We start from the raw sequence: 19,602 nt of genomic DNA, 5'->3' as shown, positions 1-19,602 counted from the left end.
ATGACCGTCTACGACGAGACAAGCGACGCCCTGCTGACCCAATGGCTGCCGTTCCGGGCCCTGACCGGCGCCGAGCCGGGCGCGCTGCCGCTGTACTGCCTGCCGCACGCGGGCGGCGCGGCGTCGGCGTTCCGGCTGTGGCAGGGCAAACTGCCGGGCGTCGCGGTGCAACCGGTGCAGCTCCCCGGCAGGGAGAGCCGGCACCGGGAGCCGCCCTACCTGCGGATGGAGCCGCTGGTCTCCGACCTGGCCGACGCGGTGCTCGCCGACGTGGCGCAGTCCGCCGCCGGGCACAGGTACGCCCTGTACGGGCACAGCCTCGGCGGCCTCGTGGCCTTCGAGCTGGTCAGGGAGGTCAGGCGGCGCGGCGGCCCGGAGCCGGTGCACCTGTTCGTCTCCGGCTCCGACGCCCCGCACGTCACCTACGAGGACGGGCCGCCGGTGCGCGGGATGTCCAGGAAGGAAGTGGTGGGGCTGCTGCGCGACCTGGGCGGCACGCCGGAGTGGCTGCTGGCCGACCCGGGGGCGCTGGAGATGATCCTGCCGGCCGTGCAGGCCGACTTCACCGTCAAGGAGAGCTACGGCTACACGCCGGAGCCGCCGCTGGCCGTGCCGATCTCGGTGCTGCCCAGCGGCTCCGACCCGCGGGTGGCGCCGGAGAAGGTGGCGGCCTGGCGGGAGCAGACCGCGGGCGAGTTCGCGCTGCACCCGTTCGACGGCGGCCACTTCGCGGTGTTCGAGCAGGCGGACCGCACCCGCGCGATCGTGGCGGAGGCGCTGCGCCCATGGGCGTGAGGCTGTGGCGGGTCCACCTGGACCGGCCGGAGCGGGCAGGGGGGCCGGGGCGGTGGCACTGCCTGTCCGGCGCCGAACGCGACAAGGCCGCCGCCTTCGCGGACCCCCTCGCCCGGCGCCGGTACGTGGCCGCCCACGCCGCCCTGCGCCACGTCCTCGGCCGGCTGTGCGGCGTGCCTGCCGCCCGGCTCGCCTTCGGCGCCGAGGAGTCGGGTCGCCCGTGCCTGCTGCCCCCGGCGGGACGGCCGCGGCCCGACTTCAACCTGTCCCATTCGGGGGAGTGGGCGCTGATCGCGGTGGCCGCGCCGGGCACACGGGTGGGCGTCGACGTGGAACGCGTCCGCGCCGACCTCGACCACCTGGAGATGGCCAGGCGGATGTACCAGCCCGAGGAGGCCGCGAGGGTGCGCGAGGCGGGCCTGGGGGAGTACTTCCGGCTGTGGACGGCCAAGGAGGCGTACGTCAAGGCGAGCGGGGCCGGGCTGGCCGGTCTGCGCGACGTCCTGGTACGCCCGGCCGCCGCCACCTGCGAACAGAGCCGGGAAGGGAGCGCGGTCTCCCGCTCCCTTCCCGGCTCCCGGGCCCCGGTCCGCTGGCTGGACGTCGCCCCCGGCTACGCCGCCGCGCTGGTCACGACCGCTTCGACACCGGCACCACGTACCGGCTGAAGACCAGGTCGCGCAGCACGTCGTCGCCGCCCTCCACGATCGACACGTACCTCATGTCGCGCAGCAGCTTGCCGATCACCGCCTCGTGGGTGTAGCCGAGGCCGCCGAACATCTCCGACGCCGTCGAGGCGATCTGCCAGCCGGTCTGGCCGCAGAACATCTTCGTGGTGAGAGCGGACTTCAGCGTGCCCACCCGCATGAACTCCTCGCCCGCGTCGGGCCGGGCCGCGATGGCGTCGTAGGCCCGCGCGGCGGCCAGGCACTGGTTCGTCATGACCTCGATCTGCATCTCGAACTGGCCGAGCCGGCCGGCGAAGACCGCGTTCGCCGACAGCGGCGCGCCCTTGACCGACTTGGACTTGCCGTACTCCATGCACACGTCCCGGATGCGGCGGGCGATGCCCAGCGCCGTCGTGGCGATCAGCACCCGGCTGGCGTTCAGCCCGATCTCCAGCAGGCGCAGCCCGTTCCCGCGCAGCACGTTGCCGGCCGGGACGCGGACGCCGGACAGCGACACCTGGTAGGTCGCCGAGGAGCGCAGCCCGATCACGTCCCAGCGCTTGTCCACCGTGACGCCGGGCGCGTCGCCCGGCACCAGCACCGCCAGGTAGCCCGACGGGTCGTCCTCGGCGCGCGCGATCACCACGAGGAACTTCGCGAAGCCGGTGTTGGTGGAGAACGCCTTCTGCCCGTCCAGGACGATCATGTCGCCCTCGCGCCGCGCGGTCGTGCCGATCCTGGCCAGTTCGCTGCCCGCGGCGTGCTCGCTGCCCAGCGTGGCGGCGAACCCGCCGGCGGCCAGCCCGCCGAGGTGCTCCTTGCGCAGCTCCTCGCCGCCGTACCACTGGACCATGCTCGTGGTGAGCACCGGGATGAACAGGGTGAAGGCCACACCGGCGTCGGCGTAGGCCAGCTCGGAGACGATGCGGACGCTTGCCTCCAGACCGAGGCCGAGCCCGCCGTACTCCTCGGGCAGCCACCAGCCGGACAGCCCGGTGCCGGCGAACCGCTCGTAGAGCGGCAGCGGCGCCTCGGCCAGCGAGTCCAGGTAGGCGTCCTTGCCGGTCAGCTCGCGGCGGACGAAACCCTGCAGGGCCCGCAGATGCTCGGGACGGTTCATCGCTCAGCCCTCCTCGTCGCGGGAGTCGAGCAGTTCGGCGAGCTGGCGCACCGTCGGGCACTCCAGGAGTCCGGTGACCGGCACGGAGGCGTTCAGCGCCTTGCGGATGCGGGTGGTCAGCTCGATCGCCAGCAGCGAGTGCCCGCCCAGCTCGAAGAAGTTGTCCAGCGCGCCGATCGGCTCGATGGCGAGCACCCGCGACCAGATCGCGGCGAGCGTGGCCTCGGTGCCCTCGCGCGGCTCGACGTAGGGGTTGTTCAGCTCGGGACGCGGGTGCCGCTCCTGGTCGTCGGCCTCGTCCCCGGCCTCGTGGATGTCGCCGGTGACCCACTGCGCCACCCGGCCGTCCAGCGAGCCGGTGGAGATCACCAGGTGCCCGACCCGGTCGGCGGCCGACAGCGCCCGCTCGAACACGTCCACACCCTCGGCGGGCGCCATCGCGAAGTCGATGACCGCGCCGCTGTGCCCCTCGACCCGGTCGGGGTCGATGTTCCAGGTGTCCCAGTCGACGGTGACCCATCGGCCCCGGCCCGCCGCGCGGGCGACCCGCACGTAGGCGTCCAGCGCGGCGTTGGCGGCCGCGTACGGCGCCAGCGTCATCCCGCCGAGCACGGCCGCGATCGACGACAGCGTGATCCGGCGATCCGGGCAGTGGCCGCCGAGCACCTTCTGCAGCACGTGGAACCCGGTCACCTTGGCGGCCAGGTGCGCCTCGCACTGCTGCCGGTCCATGAGATGGGCGAAGTTGAAGTACGCCCCGTCCTGCACGCCCGCGCCGTGCACCGCCACGTCGATGCCGCCGAAGCGGGCCACCGCCTGCTCGACCACGGCCCGCATCGCGTCCTCGTCCGCCACGTCGGCGGACAGGGCGAGCACCGTGGCGCCGCGCTCCTCCAGGTCCCTGATGTTGCGGATGTGCCGGGCGGCCCGCTCCCCGCCGGGCGGCGTGGCGGCGAGGTAGCCGTCCCAGTCCTGCCGGGGCGGCAGCTCGCTGCGCGCGGTGAGGACCAGACGGCAGCCGTACGCGCCGGCCAGGTGCCGGGACAGGACCAGGCCGACGTCGCCGAGGCCGCCGGTGATGAGCACGGTGTCGCCGTCGCGGAACGGCCGCTCCTCCTGCGCCGGCGCCTCGATCGGGTACTGCTCGTAGTGCCGCACCCAGGTCTCGTCGGCGCGGATCGCCACCGGCCCCTCGTACGGGCAGACGGCCGCCGCCAGGATGCGGGCGGCGTCGGCCTCGTCGTCCACGTCGATGGCGCGGCAGCGCAGCCGCGGGTTCTCCTGGGCCAGGCTCGGCGCGAGCGTCCCGAGCGTGGCGTGCTCGGGGTGGCGCAGGTCGGCCCCGGCCACGCTCACCGCCTCGGGGGTGAGCAGGACCAGCTCGGCGCGGGGGGCCGAGCCGGTGTTGTCGATCAGCTCCCTGGCCAGCGCCAGCACCGAGTAGAAGCCGCGCCGCTGCTCGGCGGCGAAGTGCGCCACCGGGTCCGCGCCGGGGCCCGCCTCGGCGGCGGCCAGGCTGAAGCCGTGCACGATCGCGCGCGGCGCCGCCACCAGGGAGAACATCACCTCGGCGATGTCATCGGCGGTGCCGACCCGGACCGTGTAGTCACCGGCGTCGTCCTGCTCGAAGCGGTCGCCGGGACGCACGGCCGTCACCTCGGCCCCGGCCTCGACCAGCCGCTCGACCAGCTTCTCGGCGCGCGGCTCGGCGGCGAACACCAGCCACGGCCCGGCCTCGCGCAGCCGCTCGTCCAGGCCGGTGACGGTCAGCGGGCGCTGCCGCCAGCCCGGCAGGTACGTCCACTGCGCCCGGTCGAAGGTCTTGCCGGCGCCCAGCTGCGGCTGCGCCTGGTCCTCCGGCGGATTGACCCAGTACCTGCGCCGCTGGAACGGGTAGGTCGGCAGCTCCACCCGGCGTCCCGCGCCGCCGTGCAGCAGCGCCCAGTCGATCGCGCTGCCGGCCTGCCAGAGCCGCGCCACGGTGGCGAGCAGCCACTCGGCGGCGCCGGCGCCCTCCTCCGGCGCGACGGTGACCGTCTCGGCGCCGTCCTCCTCGCCGGTGACGGTCACGCCGATCCCGCGCAGTCCGTCGGCCAGCGCGGTGAGCGCCTCCGCACGCCCGGCCGCGTCCTGTACGGCGTCGACGGCCGCGTGCGAGCCCGGGCGGAGGACGGCGTCGACAGGCGCGTGCGAACCCGGGCGCAGTACGGCGTTGACGGCCGCGTGCAGCTCGGCCCACCACCCGTCGGGCACGCCGGAGTCCGGTACGGCCAGCCGTACCTTGGGGTTGCGCCGCTGGGTCTTGCCGTCGATCCAGCGCGAGGAGTCGCCGAGCGCGGCGATGGCGTCCTCGCGGTCCCGGCACACCACCGCCCGCCGCAGCGCGAAGCCGCTGCGGGAGACCTGCAGCGTGAACGCCACGTCCGCGAAGTCCTCGGCGCCGTCCGCATCTCCCAGATGGGTGCGGAGCCGCTCGGTGAGCGCCGTCAGCGCCCGGTCGTCGGCCGCGGAGAACACCAGCAGGTGCGGGCCGGGCCGCGCCGGGCGGGCCGGCCTCGGCGGGGCCTGCTCCAGCACGACGTGCGCGTTGGTGCCGCCGAGGCCGAACGAGCTGACCCCGGCGCGGCGCGGATGCGGGCCCGCGGGCCAGGCCCGGTCCTCCCGCAGGACGGTGAACCGGTCGTGCGCGGTGGCCAGCGCCGGGTTCGGTGTCTGGTAGCCGGGCGTGCCGGGCAGCACCTCGTGCTTGAGGTTGAGCGCCGCCCGCATCAGCCCGGTGACGCCGGAGGCGCGGTCGAGGTGACCCAGGCTCGGCTTGACCGACCCGAGCACGCACGGAGTGTCGCGAGCCTGGGTGAACACCCGGTTCATCGCCGCCAGCTCGATGGAGTCGCCCAGCATGGTGCCCGTGGCGTGACACTCGACGTAACCGACGGTCTCCGGCTTGACCCCGGCCACGCCGAGCGCCGAGTCGATCACCTCGGCCTGGCCGTCCACACCGGGCGCGGTGTAGCCCGCGCGCAGCCGGCCATCGTTGTTGGACGCCGAGCCGAGGATCACCGCGTGGATGACGTCGCCGTCGGCGAGCGCGTCGGACATCCGCTTGAGCGCGACCGCGCCCGCGCCGCTGCCCATCACGGTGCCGCCCGCCTCGGCGTCGAAGCTGCGGACCACCCCGTCGGGCGACAGGATGCCGCCCTGTTCGTACAGGTAGCCGGACGGCTGGGGGAGCGGCGTGAACGCGCCGCCCGCCACCGCTATGTCGCACTCGTAGGTCAGCAGGCTCTGGCAGGCCAGGTGCACCGACACCAGCGAGGTGGAGCAGAACGTCTGCACCGACACGGCAGGCCCGCGCAGGCCCAGTTTGTAGGAGACCAGCGAGGCCAGCGAGTCGCGCTCGTTGCCGATCGCCGCCAGCAGCGCCCCGCCCGGCTGGGCGGTGAGGTGCCGGATGTTCCGCACGATGTAGTCGGGGAAGCCGCAGCCGCCGAACACCGCGACCTGGCCCGGCACGTCCGTCGGGCAGTAGCCGGCGCCCTCCAGGGCCTCCCACGAGCATTCCAGGAACAGCCGGTGCTGCGGGTCCATCATCTCCGCCTCGCGCGGGTTGACCCCGAAGACGGCGGCGTCGAAGGTGTCCAGGCCGTCCAGCGGCCCGCCGACGCGGACGTACCGCGGGTCCGCCATGGTCCCCGGGTCGACGCCGGCCTCGCGGAGCTCCTCGTCGGTGATCGTACGCAGGCCCCTGACCCCGGCCAGCAGGTTGCGCCACAGATCCGCGACGCTGCCGGCGCCGGGGAAGCGTCCGGACATCCCGATCAGCGCGACCGCCGAGTCGTAGTCGGTTTCAGTCATGACGTCCTTCCGCTCTTGAGCATGTTGCGTCGCTGGGCGATGCGGGATCGCTGCTGTTCGCGCGCCTCGGCCGGCTCCTCGCCCGCCTCCTGGCCCGCGCGGGCCGCCTCGGCGAGCGAGGCGATCGTGGGCGCCTGGTAGAGGATGTGCGGGGGCAGGTACGGCAACTCCAGCGCCCGCCGGACCTCGGCGATGATCTCCATGCCGAGCAGTGAGTTGCCGCCGAGCTCGAAGAAGTTGTCGTGCACGCCGACCTGTTCCAGGCCGAGCGCCTCGGACCAGACGCCGGCGATGGCCTCCTCGGCGGGCGACTGCGGCTCGACGTACGCGGTCGACAGGTCCGGCCTCGGGTGCCGTCCGAACGCGTCGCGGAGCTTCTTCACCGTCGCCTGGTGGCTCTCGATGGAGGACTTGCGGCTCATCGCCACCATGGGGGCGAAGTCCTGGGTGGAGGCCACCACGTGCCGCTCGCCGCTGGCCAGCACCCGCAGCAGCGTCTGCCAGCCCTGGTCGAAGGTGAGGCCGAAGTTCTCGCGGTACCACTCGAAGTACTGCTTGGAGCCCTCGTCGTAGTTGTCCAGGCCGTCGGTCCACCCGTTGTAGGTCCACTCGCACCAGTCGATGGAGGTGACGGCCACGCCGGGCAGCGCGTCGGCCAGCGCGAAGCTGTCCAGGAAGGCGTTCGCGGCGCAGTAGTCGACCTGGCCCGCGCCGCCGCCCGTCGCCGAGGTGGTGGAGGAGAACAGCGCCAGGAAGTCCACCGGCACGTCGCGCAGCACTTCCGCGAGGGCGAGGGTGCCGCCGACCTTGGGGGCCAGCACCCGGTCCATGTCGGCGACGGTCTTGAACTGCATCAGGCCGACTGCGGGCACTCCGGCGCAGTGCAGCACGCCGTTCAGCTCGCCGAACCGCTCGACCGCGGCGTCGACCGCGCGGCGTACGTCCTCGGCGCGGGAGACGTCGCCGGCGACGGTCAGCACCTCGATGCCGGCCGCCTCCAGGCGGCGCAGGCCCTCCAGCCGCCTGCGCACCTCGCCCACGGCGGTCTCCGAGTTCAGGATCTGGTCCCACTGGTCGCGCGGCGGGACCGGCGTACGGCCCAGCAGCACCAGGCGGGCCCGGTAGTGCTCGGCCAGCCGCTCGGCCATGGCCAGGCCGATGCCGCCGAGACCGCCGGTCACCAGGTACACGCCGCCCTGCCGGACGCTCGCGGCGGGGGGTGCCGCCTCGATCACCGAGGCGTCCAGCGCCTCGTAGTCGGGGATCCAGCGGTGGCCGCCGCGCAGCGCGACGACCTGGTCCTCGGGCTCGGCGCGCAGCTCGGCCAGCAGCGCCGAGGGGGCGCCGCCGGCTCGCGTGTCGAGGTCGATCAGCCGGGTCCTGACCTTCGGGTACTCCACCGGGATCAGCCGGGCGGGGCCGAGCAGGGTGCCGCGCTCGGCGTGCACCGCCTCGCCGGGGTGCACCCGGTGGCTGCCGGCGGTGACGATGTCCAGCGTCCAGCCGGGCAGGCCGAGGTCGCCGGCGGCGCGGGCCAGCGCCACCAGGGCGTGCAGGCCGCGCCGCAGGCACTCCTCGGTCGGCGGGTCCTCCGGGCGCGGCGGCGCGTCGTCCGCCGTCCACAGGTGCACGACCCGCTCGGGGAACCAGTCGCGGCCCGCCAGTTCGCGCAGCGCCGCCAGGGTGTCGTCCGGTGAGCCCGGCCGCAGCCGGAAGCCGCCGGGGCCGCTCTCAAAGCCCTCGCCGGGCCGGACCAGCACGACCTCGTGGCCGGCGGCCGCCAGGTGGGTCAGCAGCGGCGCGGCCAGCGTGTCGGCGAACCCGGCGTCGGTGTAGACCAGCCAGCGGGTGGCCTCGTCGGCGCGGGCCGGCCGGAGGGTGGTCTGCCGCCAGGTCGGCAGGTGGATCCAGCGGGTGTCGGGCAGCCGGGGGTAGGCCTTGGCGATGCTCGTCGGGTCGCTCTCGTCGAACGCCGGTGTCCCGGAGCCCAGGGCGCTCTCGTCGATCTCCAGCCAGTATTCCTGGTGCTCGAACGGGTAGGTCGGCAGCGGCACGCGGCCCGGCGTCCAGCCCGGGTCGTCGTGCAGCGCCGTCCAGTCGATCGGCACGCCGGTCAGCCAGAGCTTGCCGACGGCGGTGGCCAGCGCGGTGTCGGCGTCCTGCGGGTCGTTGGCGGCCGGGAGGGTGGTCACGATCAGCGGCCACTGGGCGCGGTCGCAGCCGGGGTGGCCGCGGGTCAGCGCGCCGAGCGACTGCCCGGGGCCGATCTCGGCCAGGGCCAGGTCAGCGATGCCGAGCACGTGGCCCAGCCCGGCGCCGAACTCGACCGTCTCGCACATGTGCCTGGCCCAGTAGCCGGGGTCGCCGACCAGCTCGGCGGTGGCGAGCTCGCCGGTGACGTTGCTGAGGTAGGGCAGCTCGGGCGGGCGCAGCGTGACGTTGTCCTTGATCCAGGTGGTCAGCTCCTCGGCGACGGCCGTCAGCATCCGGGAGTGGAAGGCGTGCGTGGTCTCCAGCCTGCGGTGGCCGATCCGCGCCTCCAGCAGCAGCGCGGCCGCCGCCTCCACGATCTCGGTGGGGCCCGCGAGCACCACCTGCGAGCCGGTGCGTACGGCGACGTCGAGGTCGCGTGTGATCGGCTCGCCCAGCACCACGCGCAGCCGGCGCTCGTCGGCGGAGATCGCGATCATCGCGCCCTCGGGCTGTGAGGTGATCAGCTTGGCGCGGTAGGCGACCAGCCGCAGCGCGTCGGGCAGGGACAGCACGCCGGCCAGGCACGCGGCGACGTACTCGCCGAGGCTGTAGCCGATCATGATCTCCGGCTGCACGCCCCAGCGGACGAGCTGGCGGGCCAGCGCGTACTCCGCCACGAAGATGGCCGGCTGGACCAGGTGGGCGTCGGTCGCCGACGCGGGCGCGGCGGGCGCGGCCCGGCCGAGCAACCCGGCCAGGTCACCCGCCGGGGCCTGGGCGCGCTCCACGGGCACGAACACGTCGGACAGCTGGGCGGCCTCGGTGAGGCCGAGCACGGTCAGGCACTCGTCCACGTCGGCGCGGAAGCCCGGCTCCGACGCGTACAGGGAGGCCACCATGCCGGGATACTGCTCGCCCACCCCGGCGATCAGGAAGCCCACCTTCCGGCCCGTCGTCGCGTCGTTGCGCCCCAGCGGCCCCGCCGGGTCGGCGAGCCGGGCCGCGGCCTCGCCGGTGGAGTCGGCCACCACGAACCGGCGGTGGTTGAAGACCTTGCGCCCGGCCTGCAGCGTGAAGGCCACGTCGCCGAGGTCGTCGGAGGAGTCGGCCAGCCGTCTGGCGAGCCTGGCGCAGGCCTGGTCGGCGGCGGCCGCGGAGCGGGCCGAAACCGGCAGGATCTGCAGGCGGCGCGAGCGGGCGCGGCGCTCGGCGGGCCGGGGCGCCTCGGTGACGATGGCGTGCGCGTTGGTGCCGCCCATGCCGAGCGAGCTGATGCCGGCGATGCGCGGCCGGTCGGGGTCCGATCGCCAGGGGGTGGTCTCGGCGGTGACCCGGAACGGGCTGCCGGCGAAGTCGATCTCGGGGTTGGGCGTGTTGTAGTGCAGGGTCCCCGGGATGAGCTCGTGCCGCAGCGACTGGACCACCTTGATCAGGCCGGTCACGCCGGAGGCCCGGTCGAGGTGGCCGACGTTGGGCTTGATCGAGCCGAGCACGCAGTACTGCTTGTCCTTGGTCGCGCCGAAGGCCCGGCTCAGCGCCGCCACCTCCATGGGGTCGCCGACCTCGGTGGCGGTGCCGTGCGCCTCGACGTACGAGATCTCCGACGGATCCACGCCCGCCTTGGCGAGGGCGGCGGAGACGCAGCGGCGCTGGCCGTCGATGCTGGGCGCCAGGTAGCTGAACTTCATCGCGCCGTCGTTGTTGATGGCCGAGGCGCGGATCACGGCGAGCACGGTGTCGCGGTCGGCCACCGCGTCGGACAGGCGCTTGAGCACGACGACGGCCGCGCCGTCGCCGAACATGCTGCCCCGGCCCTGGGCGTCGAAGGTCCGCACATGCCCGTCGGGGGACTCCTGCCCGCCCTCCTCCCACAGGTAGCCGGTGCGGTCCGGGATGCGCACGGACACGCCGCCGGCCAGCGCCATGTCGCACTCGCCGCGGCGCAGGCTCTCGCTCGCCAGGTGCACCGCCACCAGGGACGTGGAGCAGAACGTCTGCACGGTGACGCTCGGCCCGCCGAGGTCCAGCCGGAAGGAGACGTTCGTGGCCAGCGAGTCCTTGTCGTTGCCGATCATCAGGGCGGAGGTGTCGATGCCCATGGTGAAGGCCCGCAGGCGGGTCAGCAGGTAGCCGCTGATGTTCATGCCGGCGAACACGCCGACGTCGCCGCGGCCCGTGGAGGCGGCGTACCCGGCCGACTCCAGCGCCTCCCACACACACTCCAGGAAGATGCGCTGCTGGGGGTCGGCCAGCGTCGCCTCGCGCGGGTTGTAGCCGAAGAACCCGGCGTCGAAGCCCCGGATGTCGTCGAGGATCGGCCGGGACCGTACGTAGTTGGGCTGCTGGAAGGTCGCCGGGTCGACCCCGGCGGCGGTCAGCTCCTCGTCGGAGAACCGCGTGAAGGACTCCACACCGGTGCTGATGTTGCGCCAGAACGTCTCGACATCGGCCGCGCCGGGGAAGCGACCGGCCATCCCGATGATCGCCACCTCTTCCGCGCCCGGTGGTCGCTGCTCATCCATCGACGTGCCCCTCTTCACTGAAGTCGCCATTGCTTACTCCGCGCCTGCTCCAGGACTGCTCCGCGCTTGCCCCGCCTCAGATCAGCCCGCCGCGGCCCCAGCCGCGCGCCAGCCGCCGGGCCGCGAACGCGCCCGCCAGCAGGCCCAGCGCCAGCAGGACCCCGGCGGACGGCAGCATCCCGGCCAGGTCGCCGCGTACCGCGGACTGCATCAGGGTCAGCGCCCAGTAGCCGGGCGAGACGTACGCGGTCATCTGCGCCCACTCGGGCATGATGCTGAGCGGCACCAGGGCGCCGCCCAGCGAGCTGATGGTCAGCGCGCCCACGTCGCAGATCACGCTCAGCTCGCCGTGGCTGCGCACGATCGCGGCGAGCAGCGCGCCGAGCGAGAGCAGGGCGAAGGCCCAGATCACGATCGCCAGCAGCACGTAGTGCGGCGCGCCCGGCACCGGCAGCCCGATGACCAGGACGCCGTAGATCAGGAGCACCGACTGCTGCACCACCATGATCACGAAGATCGGCAGGATCTTGCCCAGCAGCAGCTCCGCGGAGGCGGCCTTGCTCACCCGCAGCCGGTCCCAGGTGCGCCAGGTGCGCTCGGACAGGATCGCGTTGCCCGCCAGGGAGATCGCGAACACCGAGAACATCACCATGAGGCCGGTGGACACCTGGGCCGCGCCGCCGTCCACCGCCCGCACGTAGAGAGGCTTGAGGACCAGCATGAGCACCATCGGCATGACGATGTAGCTGATCGCCTGCCCCGGGTCGCGCAACCGGATGATCATGTTGTGCCTGGCCACGGCGGCGATCCGGTAGAGCGCGTCGAACGCGCCCGCCGCGCGTGGCGCGCGTGGCCGGGTGTCAGCGAGCGTGGTGTCAGCGAGCATGGTGGACCGCCAGGGAGTTGTAGAGGTCGTCCAGGGACGGGTGGCGCACCTCGACCGAGCTGATCGGGCGGTCGAGGCGGCCCAGCAGGTCCACCAGGGTCGCGGTGGGCTCGGTGGTGGACATGACGATCTCTTCCTCGTCCTCCAGGACGACCCGCACCTCGCCCGGCAGATCCTTGGCCAGCTCCTCGTAGGTGCCCCTGGCGATGACCCGGCCGTTCTGCGCCACCGCGATCGTGGCCTGCAGCTCGGTCAGCTCGGGCAGGTAGTGGGTGGTGTAGACGACGGCCGCGCCCTCGCCCGCTCGCTGTTTGACCACGTCGAGCATGGCCTGCCGGGTCTCCAGGTCCGCGCCCGCGGTCGGCTCGTCGAGCAGCAGCAGCGCCGGCCGGTGGACGAGCGCGGTCGCGGCCTGGGTGCGCCGTTGCTGGCCGCCGGAGAGCTTCCCGGTCCTCCTGTCCATGATCTCGGAGAGCCGCAGGATGCCGGCGAGGTCGTCGATGGCCGCCTGGAGCGCGGCCGCTCGCAGCCCGGCGAGCCTGCCGTAGAGCTCCAGGTGCTCGCGCACCGTGACGGAGGGGTAGAGCGCGATGTGCTGGGGCGCGACGCCGACCTGCCCGCGCGTGGCGGACGGCGCTCTGCCGTCGATGGTCACGTGACCGCTGTCCGGGCGGATCAGGTTGGACACGATTTCCACAAAGGTCGTCTTGCCCGCGCCATTGTGCCCGACCAGCCCGACGATTTCACCGGCCGCGACGTTCAGTGAGAATCCGTCAAGCGCTTGTACTGTGCCGTACCGTTTGACGAGATCGGTTACCACCAGCAATGTGTCACCTCCTCGGATGCCACACATTCGCAATTGAATAATGCCGATATGCGCGATGTTCTCCATACGATAGCGATGAACTCCCATGTGGCCGGTGGCAACAAGTTGCGGGAAAAAGCGGCCAATGGCCTTCCATTCCGGTCGGACATCCTTACTGCCTAATCTGACAAATATGCGCGTGGGTACTTTGATCGCATCCGGGCTCGACTGCCTCGTCTTCGAGGCGGGCGCCGGCAAGGTCGTCAAGCGCTCGCGCGACGGCCGCAGTCTGGAGCGCGAGGCGTCCGTCATGCGGCACGCGCGCAGGCACGGGTTCCCCACGCCGGAGGTCTTCGACGCCGACGGGCCCGACCTCCTGATGGAACGTCTGGAGGGGCCGAGCCTGAAGGATCTGGCGCTCCAGCGGCCCGGCGACGTCGCGGAGCACGGCCGGCTCCTGGCCGAGCTGCTGCGGGCACTGGCGGCCGTACGCGCGCCCGGCTGGCTCCAGGCGGCCGAGGGCTGCCCCGGCAACCGCCTGCTCCACCTGGACCTGCACCCGGCCAACGTGATCAGCACCGGTGACGGGCCGCGGGTCGTCGACTGGGCCAACGCCGCCAGGGGCGCGCCGGCCGCGGACGTGGCCTGCACCTGGCTCATCCTGGCCACCGCCCCCGTGCCCGAGGCGCCGGGGCCGCAGTGGCGGCAGGACATGGTCGGCGGGTTCACGGCCGGCTCCGACATCGACGCCGCGCGACCGTACCTGCCCGTGATCGCCGAACGGTGGCGCGCGGACCGCGCCGTCGATCCGGCGGAGCAGGGCGCTATCGACGCCTTCCTGGCCGGCGAGCGGCACGAGGCCGCCGGATGACCGTTGAGCACCGCTGACAGAGGGGGGAGCACGATGGACGAACAGCCCGAGGTACGGGCATCGGACGGCGACCGGGAGTCCGCCGCCCGCAGGCTCCGCCTGGCGGTGGAGGACGGCTCCCTCGACTTCACCGAGTTCGACGACCGGCTGGGCCTGGCCTTCCAGGCCGTGACCCGCCGCGAGCTGGACCACCTGACGGCGGACCTGCCGCCCGCCGCCCCGGCGGCTACCGGGGCGGTCGCGCCGTCTCCGGCCGCGGTGCCCCGCTGGCTCAGGCTGGGCTGGGCGGTGTGGGGCGCGGCCGCCGCCATCGGGGTGGTGAGCTGGGTGGTGGCGAGCGTCCAGGCGGCCTGCCCGCTGGAGTTCTGGCCCAAGGACATGCTCGGTCCGGGGCTCGTCCTGCTCATCGTGACCGTGGTGGCCGCGCGCCGGCGCGAAGCCCCCGGCCGATGATCGTTGACCCGCGCCCGGCGGCCTCCCCGGAAGAAGCCGGCCCGGCCCCCGCCACCCGCCGGAGCGAGCTGGACTCCATCCGGGTGCTGGTGGTCGTCGGGCTGGTGTTCTTCCACTCCGCGCTGGTCTTCGCCGCCGACGACGACTTCTACGTGCGCAACGCCGAGACCACGGGCGCGACGTTCGTGCTGTCCGCGCTCGGGGTGGTGTGGGCGATGCCGATGCTCTTCCTCATCGCGGGCCTCGGCGCCTGGCACTCGCTGCGCCGTCGCGGCCCGGCGGGTTTCGCCGCCGAGCGGCTGCTGCGGCTCGGCGTGCCGCTGGTCTTCGGCACGCTCGCCCTCGCCCCGCTGCCGCAGTGGCTACGGCTGCGGGCCGATCCCGGCTACCACGAGTCCTACCCGGCCTTCCTGCCGCGCTTCTTCGACGTGCGGCTCGACCTGGCCGAATACCCCTTCGTGCTGCAGGGCGAGCACTTCGAGACCGGGCACCTGTGGTTCATGGTGCTGTTGCTGGTGTTCGCCCTCATGCTCGCGCCCGTGGTGCGCTGGTTCCCCGCCGCCGGCGCCCGCCGGATCGGCGACCGGCTCGCCGCCGCGGCGGCCCACCGGGGCGCGGCGCTGCTGCCCGCCGTACCGGTGTCGCTGCTGTGCGCGCTGGCCGGACTGGAGGAGGAGTACGCCGGATGGAGCCGCTGGGCGTACCTGCTGTTCTTCTGCTACGGCTTCGTGTTCGCCGCCGACGCCGGCTTCCGGGCCGCGATGCGCCGCGACGCGCGGCCGGCCGCCCTCGCCGGCCTGGCGCTGCTCCTCGTCGGGTTCCCCCTGTTCCTGCTCGCCGGGGGCGACCCCTTCACCGACATGACGCTCCAGGCGATCATCGCGCGGGCGATGTACGGCGCGGCGGGGTGGTCGGTGCTGGTCGCGATCCTCGGCCTGCTCGACCGCCGCGCCGCCGCCCCCAGCGCCTCGCCCCCGCGCCCCGGCGCCCGGCGCAGGGTGTACGCCTACCTGGCGGCGGCCGTGCTGCCGCTGTACATCCTGCACCAGCCGGTCGTGGTCGCGGTCGCGTACGGGGTGGTCAGGCTGGACGCGCCGATCGCGGTCAAGTACCCGCTGATCGTGGCGGTCTCCCTCCTGCTCACCGTCGCCGCCTACGACCTGCTGGTACGGCGCACCCGGGTCACCCGGTTCCTGTTCGGCATGCGCGACGGGCGCTGACGGGCGCCTGCGAGCTCAGGCGCGGGCAGGGAAGAACTCGGCGCTCTGGACGTACTCCATCGCCTTGGTGAAGACCGGGTCGGTGAGGCGGCGCTCCAGCTCCTCCGCGCTCACGTCCTCGATCCTCGTATGGATCCACCACAGATTGCCCAGCGGGTCGCGGACCCGGCCGGCGCGGTCGCCGAAGTGCAGGTGGGTGACCTCGGTGACCGAGGTGCCGCCGGCCGCGACGGCCTGCTGGTGCACGGCGTCGGCGTCGTCCACGTACAGGCGCAGGAAGCCGGGCGTCGGCGGCCACTCCGGAGGCGAGTCGAACATCATCACGATCGCGTTCCCGATGCGGACCTCCGCGTGTTCGATGGCGCCGCTCTCGCCGGCGAGGCGGAAGAGCTCCTCGGCCCCGAAGGCCGCCCTGACGTAGTCGATGAGCCGGGCGGTGTCCGGGGAGATGAGCCACGGCGTGACGGTGGTGTAGCCCTCGGGAATCATGACTGCCTCCTGTGTCGGTGGTGTGTTGCTGGTCTCGACCGTAGAGGCGGTATAGGTCAGTTCCTGGCCTATTGGTACGGCATTCTTGGCGTCATGGCCGACACCTCGTCCCGCTTGCTCAACCTGCTGTCGTTGCTGCAGACCCCGCGCGAGTGGCCCGGCGGGGAGCTGGCCGAGCGGCTGGGGATCAGCCGGCGTACGGTCCGGCGCGATGTCGAGCGGCTGCGCGAGCTGGGATATCCGGTGGAGGCGACGCGGGGGGCCGACGGCGGGTATCGCCTGGTCGCGGGCACCGCCATGCCGCCGCTGCTGCTGGACGACGAGGAGGCCGTGGCCATCACGGTCGGGCTGGCCACGGCGGCGCGCAATCCGGTGCGGGGCATCGAGGAGGCGTCGGTGCGGGCGCTGGCCAAGCTGGAGCGGGTGCTGCCCGCGCGGCTGCGGTATCGGGTGAGCTCGCTGGGCGGCGCGACCGTATCGCTGCCCGGTTCGGTGGGGGACGACGTGGACCCCGAGGTGCTGACGTCGCTGGCCGGTGCGATCGCCAACCGGGAGCGGGTGCGGTTCGGCTATCGGACGAGGGACGGGACCGGCAGCGCCCGCCACGTCGATCCCCACCGCCTCGTCTCCGCCGGGCGGCGGTGGTACCTGCTCGGGCACGACCGGGACCGCGACGACTGGCGGATCTTCCGCATCGACCGGATCCGGCAGGTCACGCCCACGGGCGGCCGCAGCACGCCACGCGACCTGCCCGCCGAGGACGCGGGGGAGTACGTCGCCGCCAAGCTCTACTCGCTGCTGCCCACCTATGCCGCCGTCGTCACCCTGCACGCGCCGATGGCGGAGCTGTCCCGCCGCATCGGCGCGGACGTGGGCGAGCTGTCGGAGCTCGACGAGCACACCTGCCTGCTGCGCTGCCACGGCGACACCCTGGAGTGGCTCGCGCTGCGGCTGACCGGGCTCGGCTGCGAGTTCGAGGTACGCGAGCCGCCCGAACTCGTCGAGCACCTGCGCTCGCTCGCCGCCCGCCTCGTCCGCGCCACGTCGCCGGACGCTCGCTGACCAGGCCGGCGCGGGGACGCACGAGAAGCCGGCGGGGACACCTCGGAGGAGGTGTCCTCGGCCTGGGAAAGAAGGCTCAGCCCCGTGAGCGGCTGCTGAGGTGTTTGCGCCAGTGGAAGCCGCCCGGCAGGTTGACCGACAGCGTGCGCCGGCCGTCCGGCCCGTGCGTGATGCGGAACAGCCGGTTGCCCCAGCTGTGCCCCACGCCGCGGCGGGACAGGTTCAGCCGGAACGGCCCCTTTTTGATCGACTTTCGGTAGCTCCAGCCCATGGTCGCATTCCTCCAAGAGATCGCGAGGAACAACGACTACCCAAATATTTCCCCTTTATTGACCTTCGAAGGACTCAGCGGGCCGCCAATGAGCGGCGTTCGCCGAAAGACCTGCCCCCTGAAAGCCTCTGCAAGGTCAATTCCCGTTGCCCTTGTTGCCGGGGGTGATGTTGATGTTGCCGCTGTCGGAGACGATGACCTGGATCCGGCCGTCCTTGATCGCCTGCCACATCACCGCGCCCTGCGCGCCGAGCACGTCCTTGAGCGCCTTGATCGCCTCCAGTTCCGTACGGGCCTTCTCGTTCTTGGCCTTCTGGGCCGTGTTCTCTTCCTCGGCCTGCTGCACCGCGGCCATCGCCTCGCGCACCTTGATCGGGGGCTGCGGCTGCTGGAGGGTGACGGAGAACTTCTCGAAGTAGGCGGCGCCGCCCTGCTCGCGCAGGAACTGGGTCATGAACTCGGCGACCTTCGTCTCCCATTGCTGCTTGGCCTGTGGGTCGACGTAGGTGAGGTCGCGCCAGGCGAACTCCTTGCTGGCCGCGTCCAGGGCCCGGTCGAGCGGCTGGCTCACGTACACGCTGAGCAGCCTGGTCCACCCCTCGTCGGTGTAGGCCTCGTACTTCAGCCCGATCTGCTCGTGGAAACGTTGTAACGTCTTGCAGTCGCTGGTGAGCGAGAACGTGACCACGCCCGAGACCCGCATCTCCAGCGGGTCCTTGGTCCACATGCTCAGCGGCCCGGACTCGGCCCCGGGTTTGGTCTTGGCCCCGTCGGGGTCGTTCGGGTCGGCGGCGAACTCGAAGGTCCGCTGCCCGGCCGGATACACGAACCCCTGGTCACCCGGGCCGGAGACATCGCGCACCCCCGGGTTGACGCAGTTCTGGAATGTGGTGTCCGAGAACAGGCCGGCGTCGTACACGATGCCCTTCTGGTCCGGCTCCGGGATGGTGATCGAGCAACCGGTCAGCAGCGCGGCGGCGAGGGACATGCCGGCGGTCGTACGTTTCATGGAGATCCTTTCGGCGTCACCGATCACGCTATGGCAGAACAAGGAACGAACGTGGAGTTCGCCCAGAAACCAGCCAGTAGCCCGGTGGCCATGACCCGCAGCGACGCGGCGAGCCGCGCTCCCAGCCAGGCCGCGTCCTCCTCGTGCCGTGAGTCCCCCAAGACCGGTCTGAAGGGTGTGGACCCTCAGTAATGCCGGTAGCGGCGGCGCTTGCCGAAGGACTTGCCCACCTGAAAACCTCCCGGAAGGCGTACCGTCACGTGGCGGCGGCCGTCGGGTGCTGTCGTGACGTGAAAGCGGCGGTTGCCGAAGCTGTGGCTGACACCGTGCCGCGACAGGTTGACGCGGAACGGGCCCACCTTGATCGACTTCCTGTAGTGCCAGCCCATGGTCCTCCTTCGGCTCCAGATCGTCTATTGGGTGAACGACCGGAGGGCGGGGGAGGTTCCATGGGCTTGGTCGGCGGCCTTTCCGTTGTTTTCACGAAATTTCATGACACGCGGCCCGCTTCCGTCGCCGCGTCTCGCCTGGTCGATGCCGACTCTGAGGGGTCACGCCAGATCCTTTCCCCCGGACTCTCCGGCGCCTTCGGTTGACGGTGAGTGTTGCCTCCGGTGAAGGTAACGGTCAGACCACTCGCCAGAAGCGGTGGTTGGGAGCGCTCCCAAAGCCCGGAACCCCCCAAGCCGGAAAGACGGAGACCGCACAATGCGACATCACGAGCCCGCCGGCGCCACCCGCCGCGCACTGCGCGTCCTGACCATCGTGGCCGCGGCCCTGCTCTGCCTGCTCCCGTGGGCGGAGTCCGCTTCCGCCCACGGGTCGATCATCAACCCCGCCTCCCGCAACTACAGCTGCTGGGACCGCTGGGGCGACGACCACCTCAACCCGAACATGCAGCAGCAGGACCCCATGTGCTGGCAGGCATGGCAGGACAACCCGAACGCCATGTGGAACTGGAACGGCCTGTACCGCAACAACGTCGGAGGCAACCACCAGGCCGCGGTCCCCGACGGTCAACTCTGCAGCGGCGGCCGGACCGAGGGCGGGCGCTACCGCTCCCTGGACGCCGTTGGCGCGTGGCAGATGACCAACGTCGGCACCAACTTCACCGCGCACCTGTACGACCAGGCCAGCCACGGTGCCGACTACTTCCGGATCTACGTCACCCGCCAGGGTTTCAACGCCGCCACGCAGCCGTTGACCTGGGGCAGCCTGGAACTGGTCCGCCAGACCGGCAGGTACGCCCCCAGCCAGAACATCAACATCGACGTGAGCGCCCCGGGACGCAGCGGACGGCACGTGGTGTTCACCATCTGGCAGGCCTCGCACATGGACCAGGCCTACTACATCTGCAGCGACGTCAACTTCACCTGACGACCG

At 72.5% G+C, this 19,602-nt stretch carries 16 protein-coding genes; 7 read left to right on the top strand and 9 right to left on the bottom strand.

The window, feature by feature from the left end:
• Both ACTMTF_RS29570 and ACTMTF_RS29565 read left to right on the top strand, forming a co-directional pair.
• Nucleotides 1-795, top strand: coding sequence for a thioesterase II family protein (locus ACTMTF_RS29570; protein ID WP_441113603.1), 795 nt, complete (start codon nt 1-3; stop codon nt 793-795).
• Entirely contained in the window at nt 786-1,463 is a 678-nt protein-coding gene (locus tag ACTMTF_RS29565) for a 4'-phosphopantetheinyl transferase family protein (protein WP_441113602.1), read from the top strand. Before ACTMTF_RS29570 ends, ACTMTF_RS29565 begins: the two co-directional genes overlap by 10 nt.
• Here the strand turns inward: ACTMTF_RS29565 and ACTMTF_RS29560 are convergent.
• From ACTMTF_RS29560 to ACTMTF_RS29540, 5 genes are all read right to left on the bottom strand, one after another.
• The gene (locus ACTMTF_RS29560; protein ID WP_441113601.1) at nt 1,426-2,583 is read right to left on the bottom strand and encodes an acyl-CoA dehydrogenase family protein; all 1,158 of its coding nucleotides are present in this window, start codon (nt 2,581-2,583) and stop codon (nt 1,426-1,428) included. The two genes, ACTMTF_RS29565 and ACTMTF_RS29560, sit on opposite strands and share 38 nt — an antisense overlap.
• A 3-nt stretch (nt 2,584-2,586) precedes the next feature.
• Complete coding sequence (locus ACTMTF_RS29555) at nt 2,587-6,438, bottom strand: SDR family NAD(P)-dependent oxidoreductase (RefSeq protein ID WP_441113600.1); 3,852 nt, start codon at nt 6,436-6,438, stop codon at nt 2,587-2,589.
• Complete coding sequence (locus ACTMTF_RS29550; RefSeq protein WP_441113599.1) at nt 6,435-11,153, bottom strand: SDR family NAD(P)-dependent oxidoreductase; 4,719 nt, start codon at nt 11,151-11,153, stop codon at nt 6,435-6,437. The genes ACTMTF_RS29555 and ACTMTF_RS29550 overlap by 4 nt, the downstream gene beginning before the upstream one ends.
• 76 nt (nt 11,154-11,229) lie before the next feature.
• Nucleotides 11,230-12,039 carry an ABC transporter permease gene (locus tag ACTMTF_RS29545; protein WP_397003643.1) on the bottom strand — a complete coding sequence of 270 codons (810 nt, stop codon included), beginning with the start codon at nt 12,037-12,039 and terminating at the stop codon, nt 11,230-11,232.
• Nucleotides 12,029-12,859, bottom strand: coding sequence for an ABC transporter ATP-binding protein (locus ACTMTF_RS29540; RefSeq protein WP_441113612.1), 831 nt, complete (start codon nt 12,857-12,859; stop codon nt 12,029-12,031). Before ACTMTF_RS29540 ends, ACTMTF_RS29545 begins: the two co-directional genes overlap by 11 nt.
• Before the next feature lie 178 nt (nt 12,860-13,037).
• On the opposite strand from ACTMTF_RS29540, the gene ACTMTF_RS29535 reads away from it, so the two are divergent.
• Genes ACTMTF_RS29535 through ACTMTF_RS29525 form a run of 3 tightly spaced genes read left to right on the top strand, consistent with a single transcriptional unit; the run spans nt 13,038 to nt 15,388 of the window.
• Complete coding sequence (locus ACTMTF_RS29535; protein ID WP_441113598.1) at nt 13,038-13,715, top strand: phosphotransferase; 678 nt, start codon at nt 13,038-13,040, stop codon at nt 13,713-13,715.
• 33 nt (nt 13,716-13,748) lie between these two features.
• Nucleotides 13,749-14,168, top strand: coding sequence for a DUF1707 SHOCT-like domain-containing protein (locus ACTMTF_RS29530; RefSeq protein WP_441113597.1), 420 nt, complete (start codon nt 13,749-13,751; stop codon nt 14,166-14,168).
• Nucleotides 14,165-15,388, top strand: coding sequence for an acyltransferase family protein (locus ACTMTF_RS29525; RefSeq protein WP_441113596.1), 1,224 nt, complete (start codon nt 14,165-14,167; stop codon nt 15,386-15,388). Before ACTMTF_RS29530 ends, ACTMTF_RS29525 begins: the two co-directional genes overlap by 4 nt.
• A 15-nt stretch (nt 15,389-15,403) precedes the next feature.
• On the opposite strand, the gene ACTMTF_RS29520 is transcribed toward ACTMTF_RS29525, so the two are convergent.
• Entirely contained in the window at nt 15,404-15,877 is a 474-nt protein-coding gene (locus tag ACTMTF_RS29520) for a VOC family protein (protein ID WP_441113595.1), read from the bottom strand.
• 93 nt (nt 15,878-15,970) lie between these two features.
• Between ACTMTF_RS29520 and ACTMTF_RS29515 the strand changes: the two genes are divergently transcribed.
• A complete protein-coding gene (locus tag ACTMTF_RS29515; RefSeq protein WP_441113594.1) occupies nt 15,971-16,939 on the top strand; it encodes a helix-turn-helix transcriptional regulator in 969 nt (322 codons plus the stop codon).
• A 76-nt stretch (nt 16,940-17,015) separates the two neighbouring features.
• On the opposite strand, the gene ACTMTF_RS29510 is transcribed toward ACTMTF_RS29515, so the two are convergent.
• The 3 genes from ACTMTF_RS29510 to ACTMTF_RS29500 form a co-directional block, all read right to left on the bottom strand.
• Nucleotides 17,016-17,210: a DUF4236 domain-containing protein gene (locus tag ACTMTF_RS29510; protein ID WP_397003631.1), complete on the bottom strand. Its 195-nt coding sequence runs from the start codon at nt 17,208-17,210 to the stop codon at nt 17,016-17,018.
• A 136-nt stretch (nt 17,211-17,346) separates the two neighbouring features.
• On the bottom strand, nt 17,347-18,219 hold the full coding sequence (locus ACTMTF_RS29505; protein WP_441113593.1) for an SPFH domain-containing protein: 873 nt from the start codon (nt 18,217-18,219) through the stop codon (nt 17,347-17,349).
• A gap of 185 nt (nt 18,220-18,404) precedes the next feature.
• Entirely contained in the window at nt 18,405-18,608 is a 204-nt protein-coding gene (locus tag ACTMTF_RS29500) for a DUF4236 domain-containing protein (protein ID WP_397003628.1), read from the bottom strand.
• Between the two features lie 319 nt (nt 18,609-18,927).
• On the opposite strand from ACTMTF_RS29500, the gene ACTMTF_RS29495 reads away from it, so the two are divergent.
• Nucleotides 18,928-19,596, top strand: a complete 669-nt coding sequence (locus ACTMTF_RS29495) for a lytic polysaccharide monooxygenase auxiliary activity family 9 protein (protein ID WP_441113592.1) — start codon at nt 18,928-18,930, stop codon at nt 19,594-19,596.
• Nucleotides 19,597-19,602 lie beyond the last annotated feature (6 nt).

This window comes from Nonomuraea sp. ZG12 (assembly GCF_052068115.1).
Lineage (GTDB): Bacteria > Actinomycetota > Actinomycetes > Streptosporangiales > Streptosporangiaceae > Nonomuraea.
This window is presented reverse-complemented; position numbering and strand designations above follow the sequence as displayed.

What these genes read in the sequence shown, in the direction of transcription:
- ACTMTF_RS29525 (WP_441113596.1), top strand. Translation starts at nt 14,165, where the DNA reads ATGATCGTTGACCCGCGCCCGGCGGCCTCCCCGGAAGAAGCCGGCCCG.
- ACTMTF_RS29520 (WP_441113595.1), bottom strand. Translation starts at nt 15,877, where the DNA reads ATGATTCCCGAGGGCTACACCACCGTCACGCCGTGGCTCATCTCCCCG.
- ACTMTF_RS29500 (WP_397003628.1), bottom strand. Translation starts at nt 18,608, where the DNA reads ATGGGCTGGCACTACAGGAAGTCGATCAAGGTGGGCCCGTTCCGCGTC.
- ACTMTF_RS29505 (WP_441113593.1), bottom strand. Translation starts at nt 18,219, where the DNA reads ATGAAACGTACGACCGCCGGCATGTCCCTCGCCGCCGCGCTGCTGACC.
- ACTMTF_RS29560 (WP_441113601.1), bottom strand. Translation starts at nt 2,583, where the DNA reads ATGAACCGTCCCGAGCATCTGCGGGCCCTGCAGGGTTTCGTCCGCCGC.
- ACTMTF_RS29555 (WP_441113600.1), bottom strand. Translation starts at nt 6,438, where the DNA reads ATGACTGAAACCGACTACGACTCGGCGGTCGCGCTGATCGGGATGTCC.
- ACTMTF_RS29565 (WP_441113602.1), top strand. Translation starts at nt 786, where the DNA reads ATGGGCGTGAGGCTGTGGCGGGTCCACCTGGACCGGCCGGAGCGGGCA.
- ACTMTF_RS29495 (WP_441113592.1), top strand. Translation starts at nt 18,928, where the DNA reads ATGCGACATCACGAGCCCGCCGGCGCCACCCGCCGCGCACTGCGCGTC.
- ACTMTF_RS29550 (WP_441113599.1), bottom strand. Translation starts at nt 11,153, where the DNA reads ATGGATGAGCAGCGACCACCGGGCGCGGAAGAGGTGGCGATCATCGGG.
- ACTMTF_RS29510 (WP_397003631.1), bottom strand. Translation starts at nt 17,210, where the DNA reads ATGGGCTGGAGCTACCGAAAGTCGATCAAAAAGGGGCCGTTCCGGCTG.
- ACTMTF_RS29515 (WP_441113594.1), top strand. Translation starts at nt 15,971, where the DNA reads ATGGCCGACACCTCGTCCCGCTTGCTCAACCTGCTGTCGTTGCTGCAG.
- ACTMTF_RS29545 (WP_397003643.1), bottom strand. Translation starts at nt 12,039, where the DNA reads ATGCTCGCTGACACCACGCTCGCTGACACCCGGCCACGCGCGCCACGC.
- ACTMTF_RS29535 (WP_441113598.1), top strand. Translation starts at nt 13,038, where the DNA reads ATGCGCGTGGGTACTTTGATCGCATCCGGGCTCGACTGCCTCGTCTTC.
- ACTMTF_RS29570 (WP_441113603.1), top strand. Translation starts at nt 1, where the DNA reads ATGACCGTCTACGACGAGACAAGCGACGCCCTGCTGACCCAATGGCTG.
- ACTMTF_RS29530 (WP_441113597.1), top strand. Translation starts at nt 13,749, where the DNA reads ATGGACGAACAGCCCGAGGTACGGGCATCGGACGGCGACCGGGAGTCC.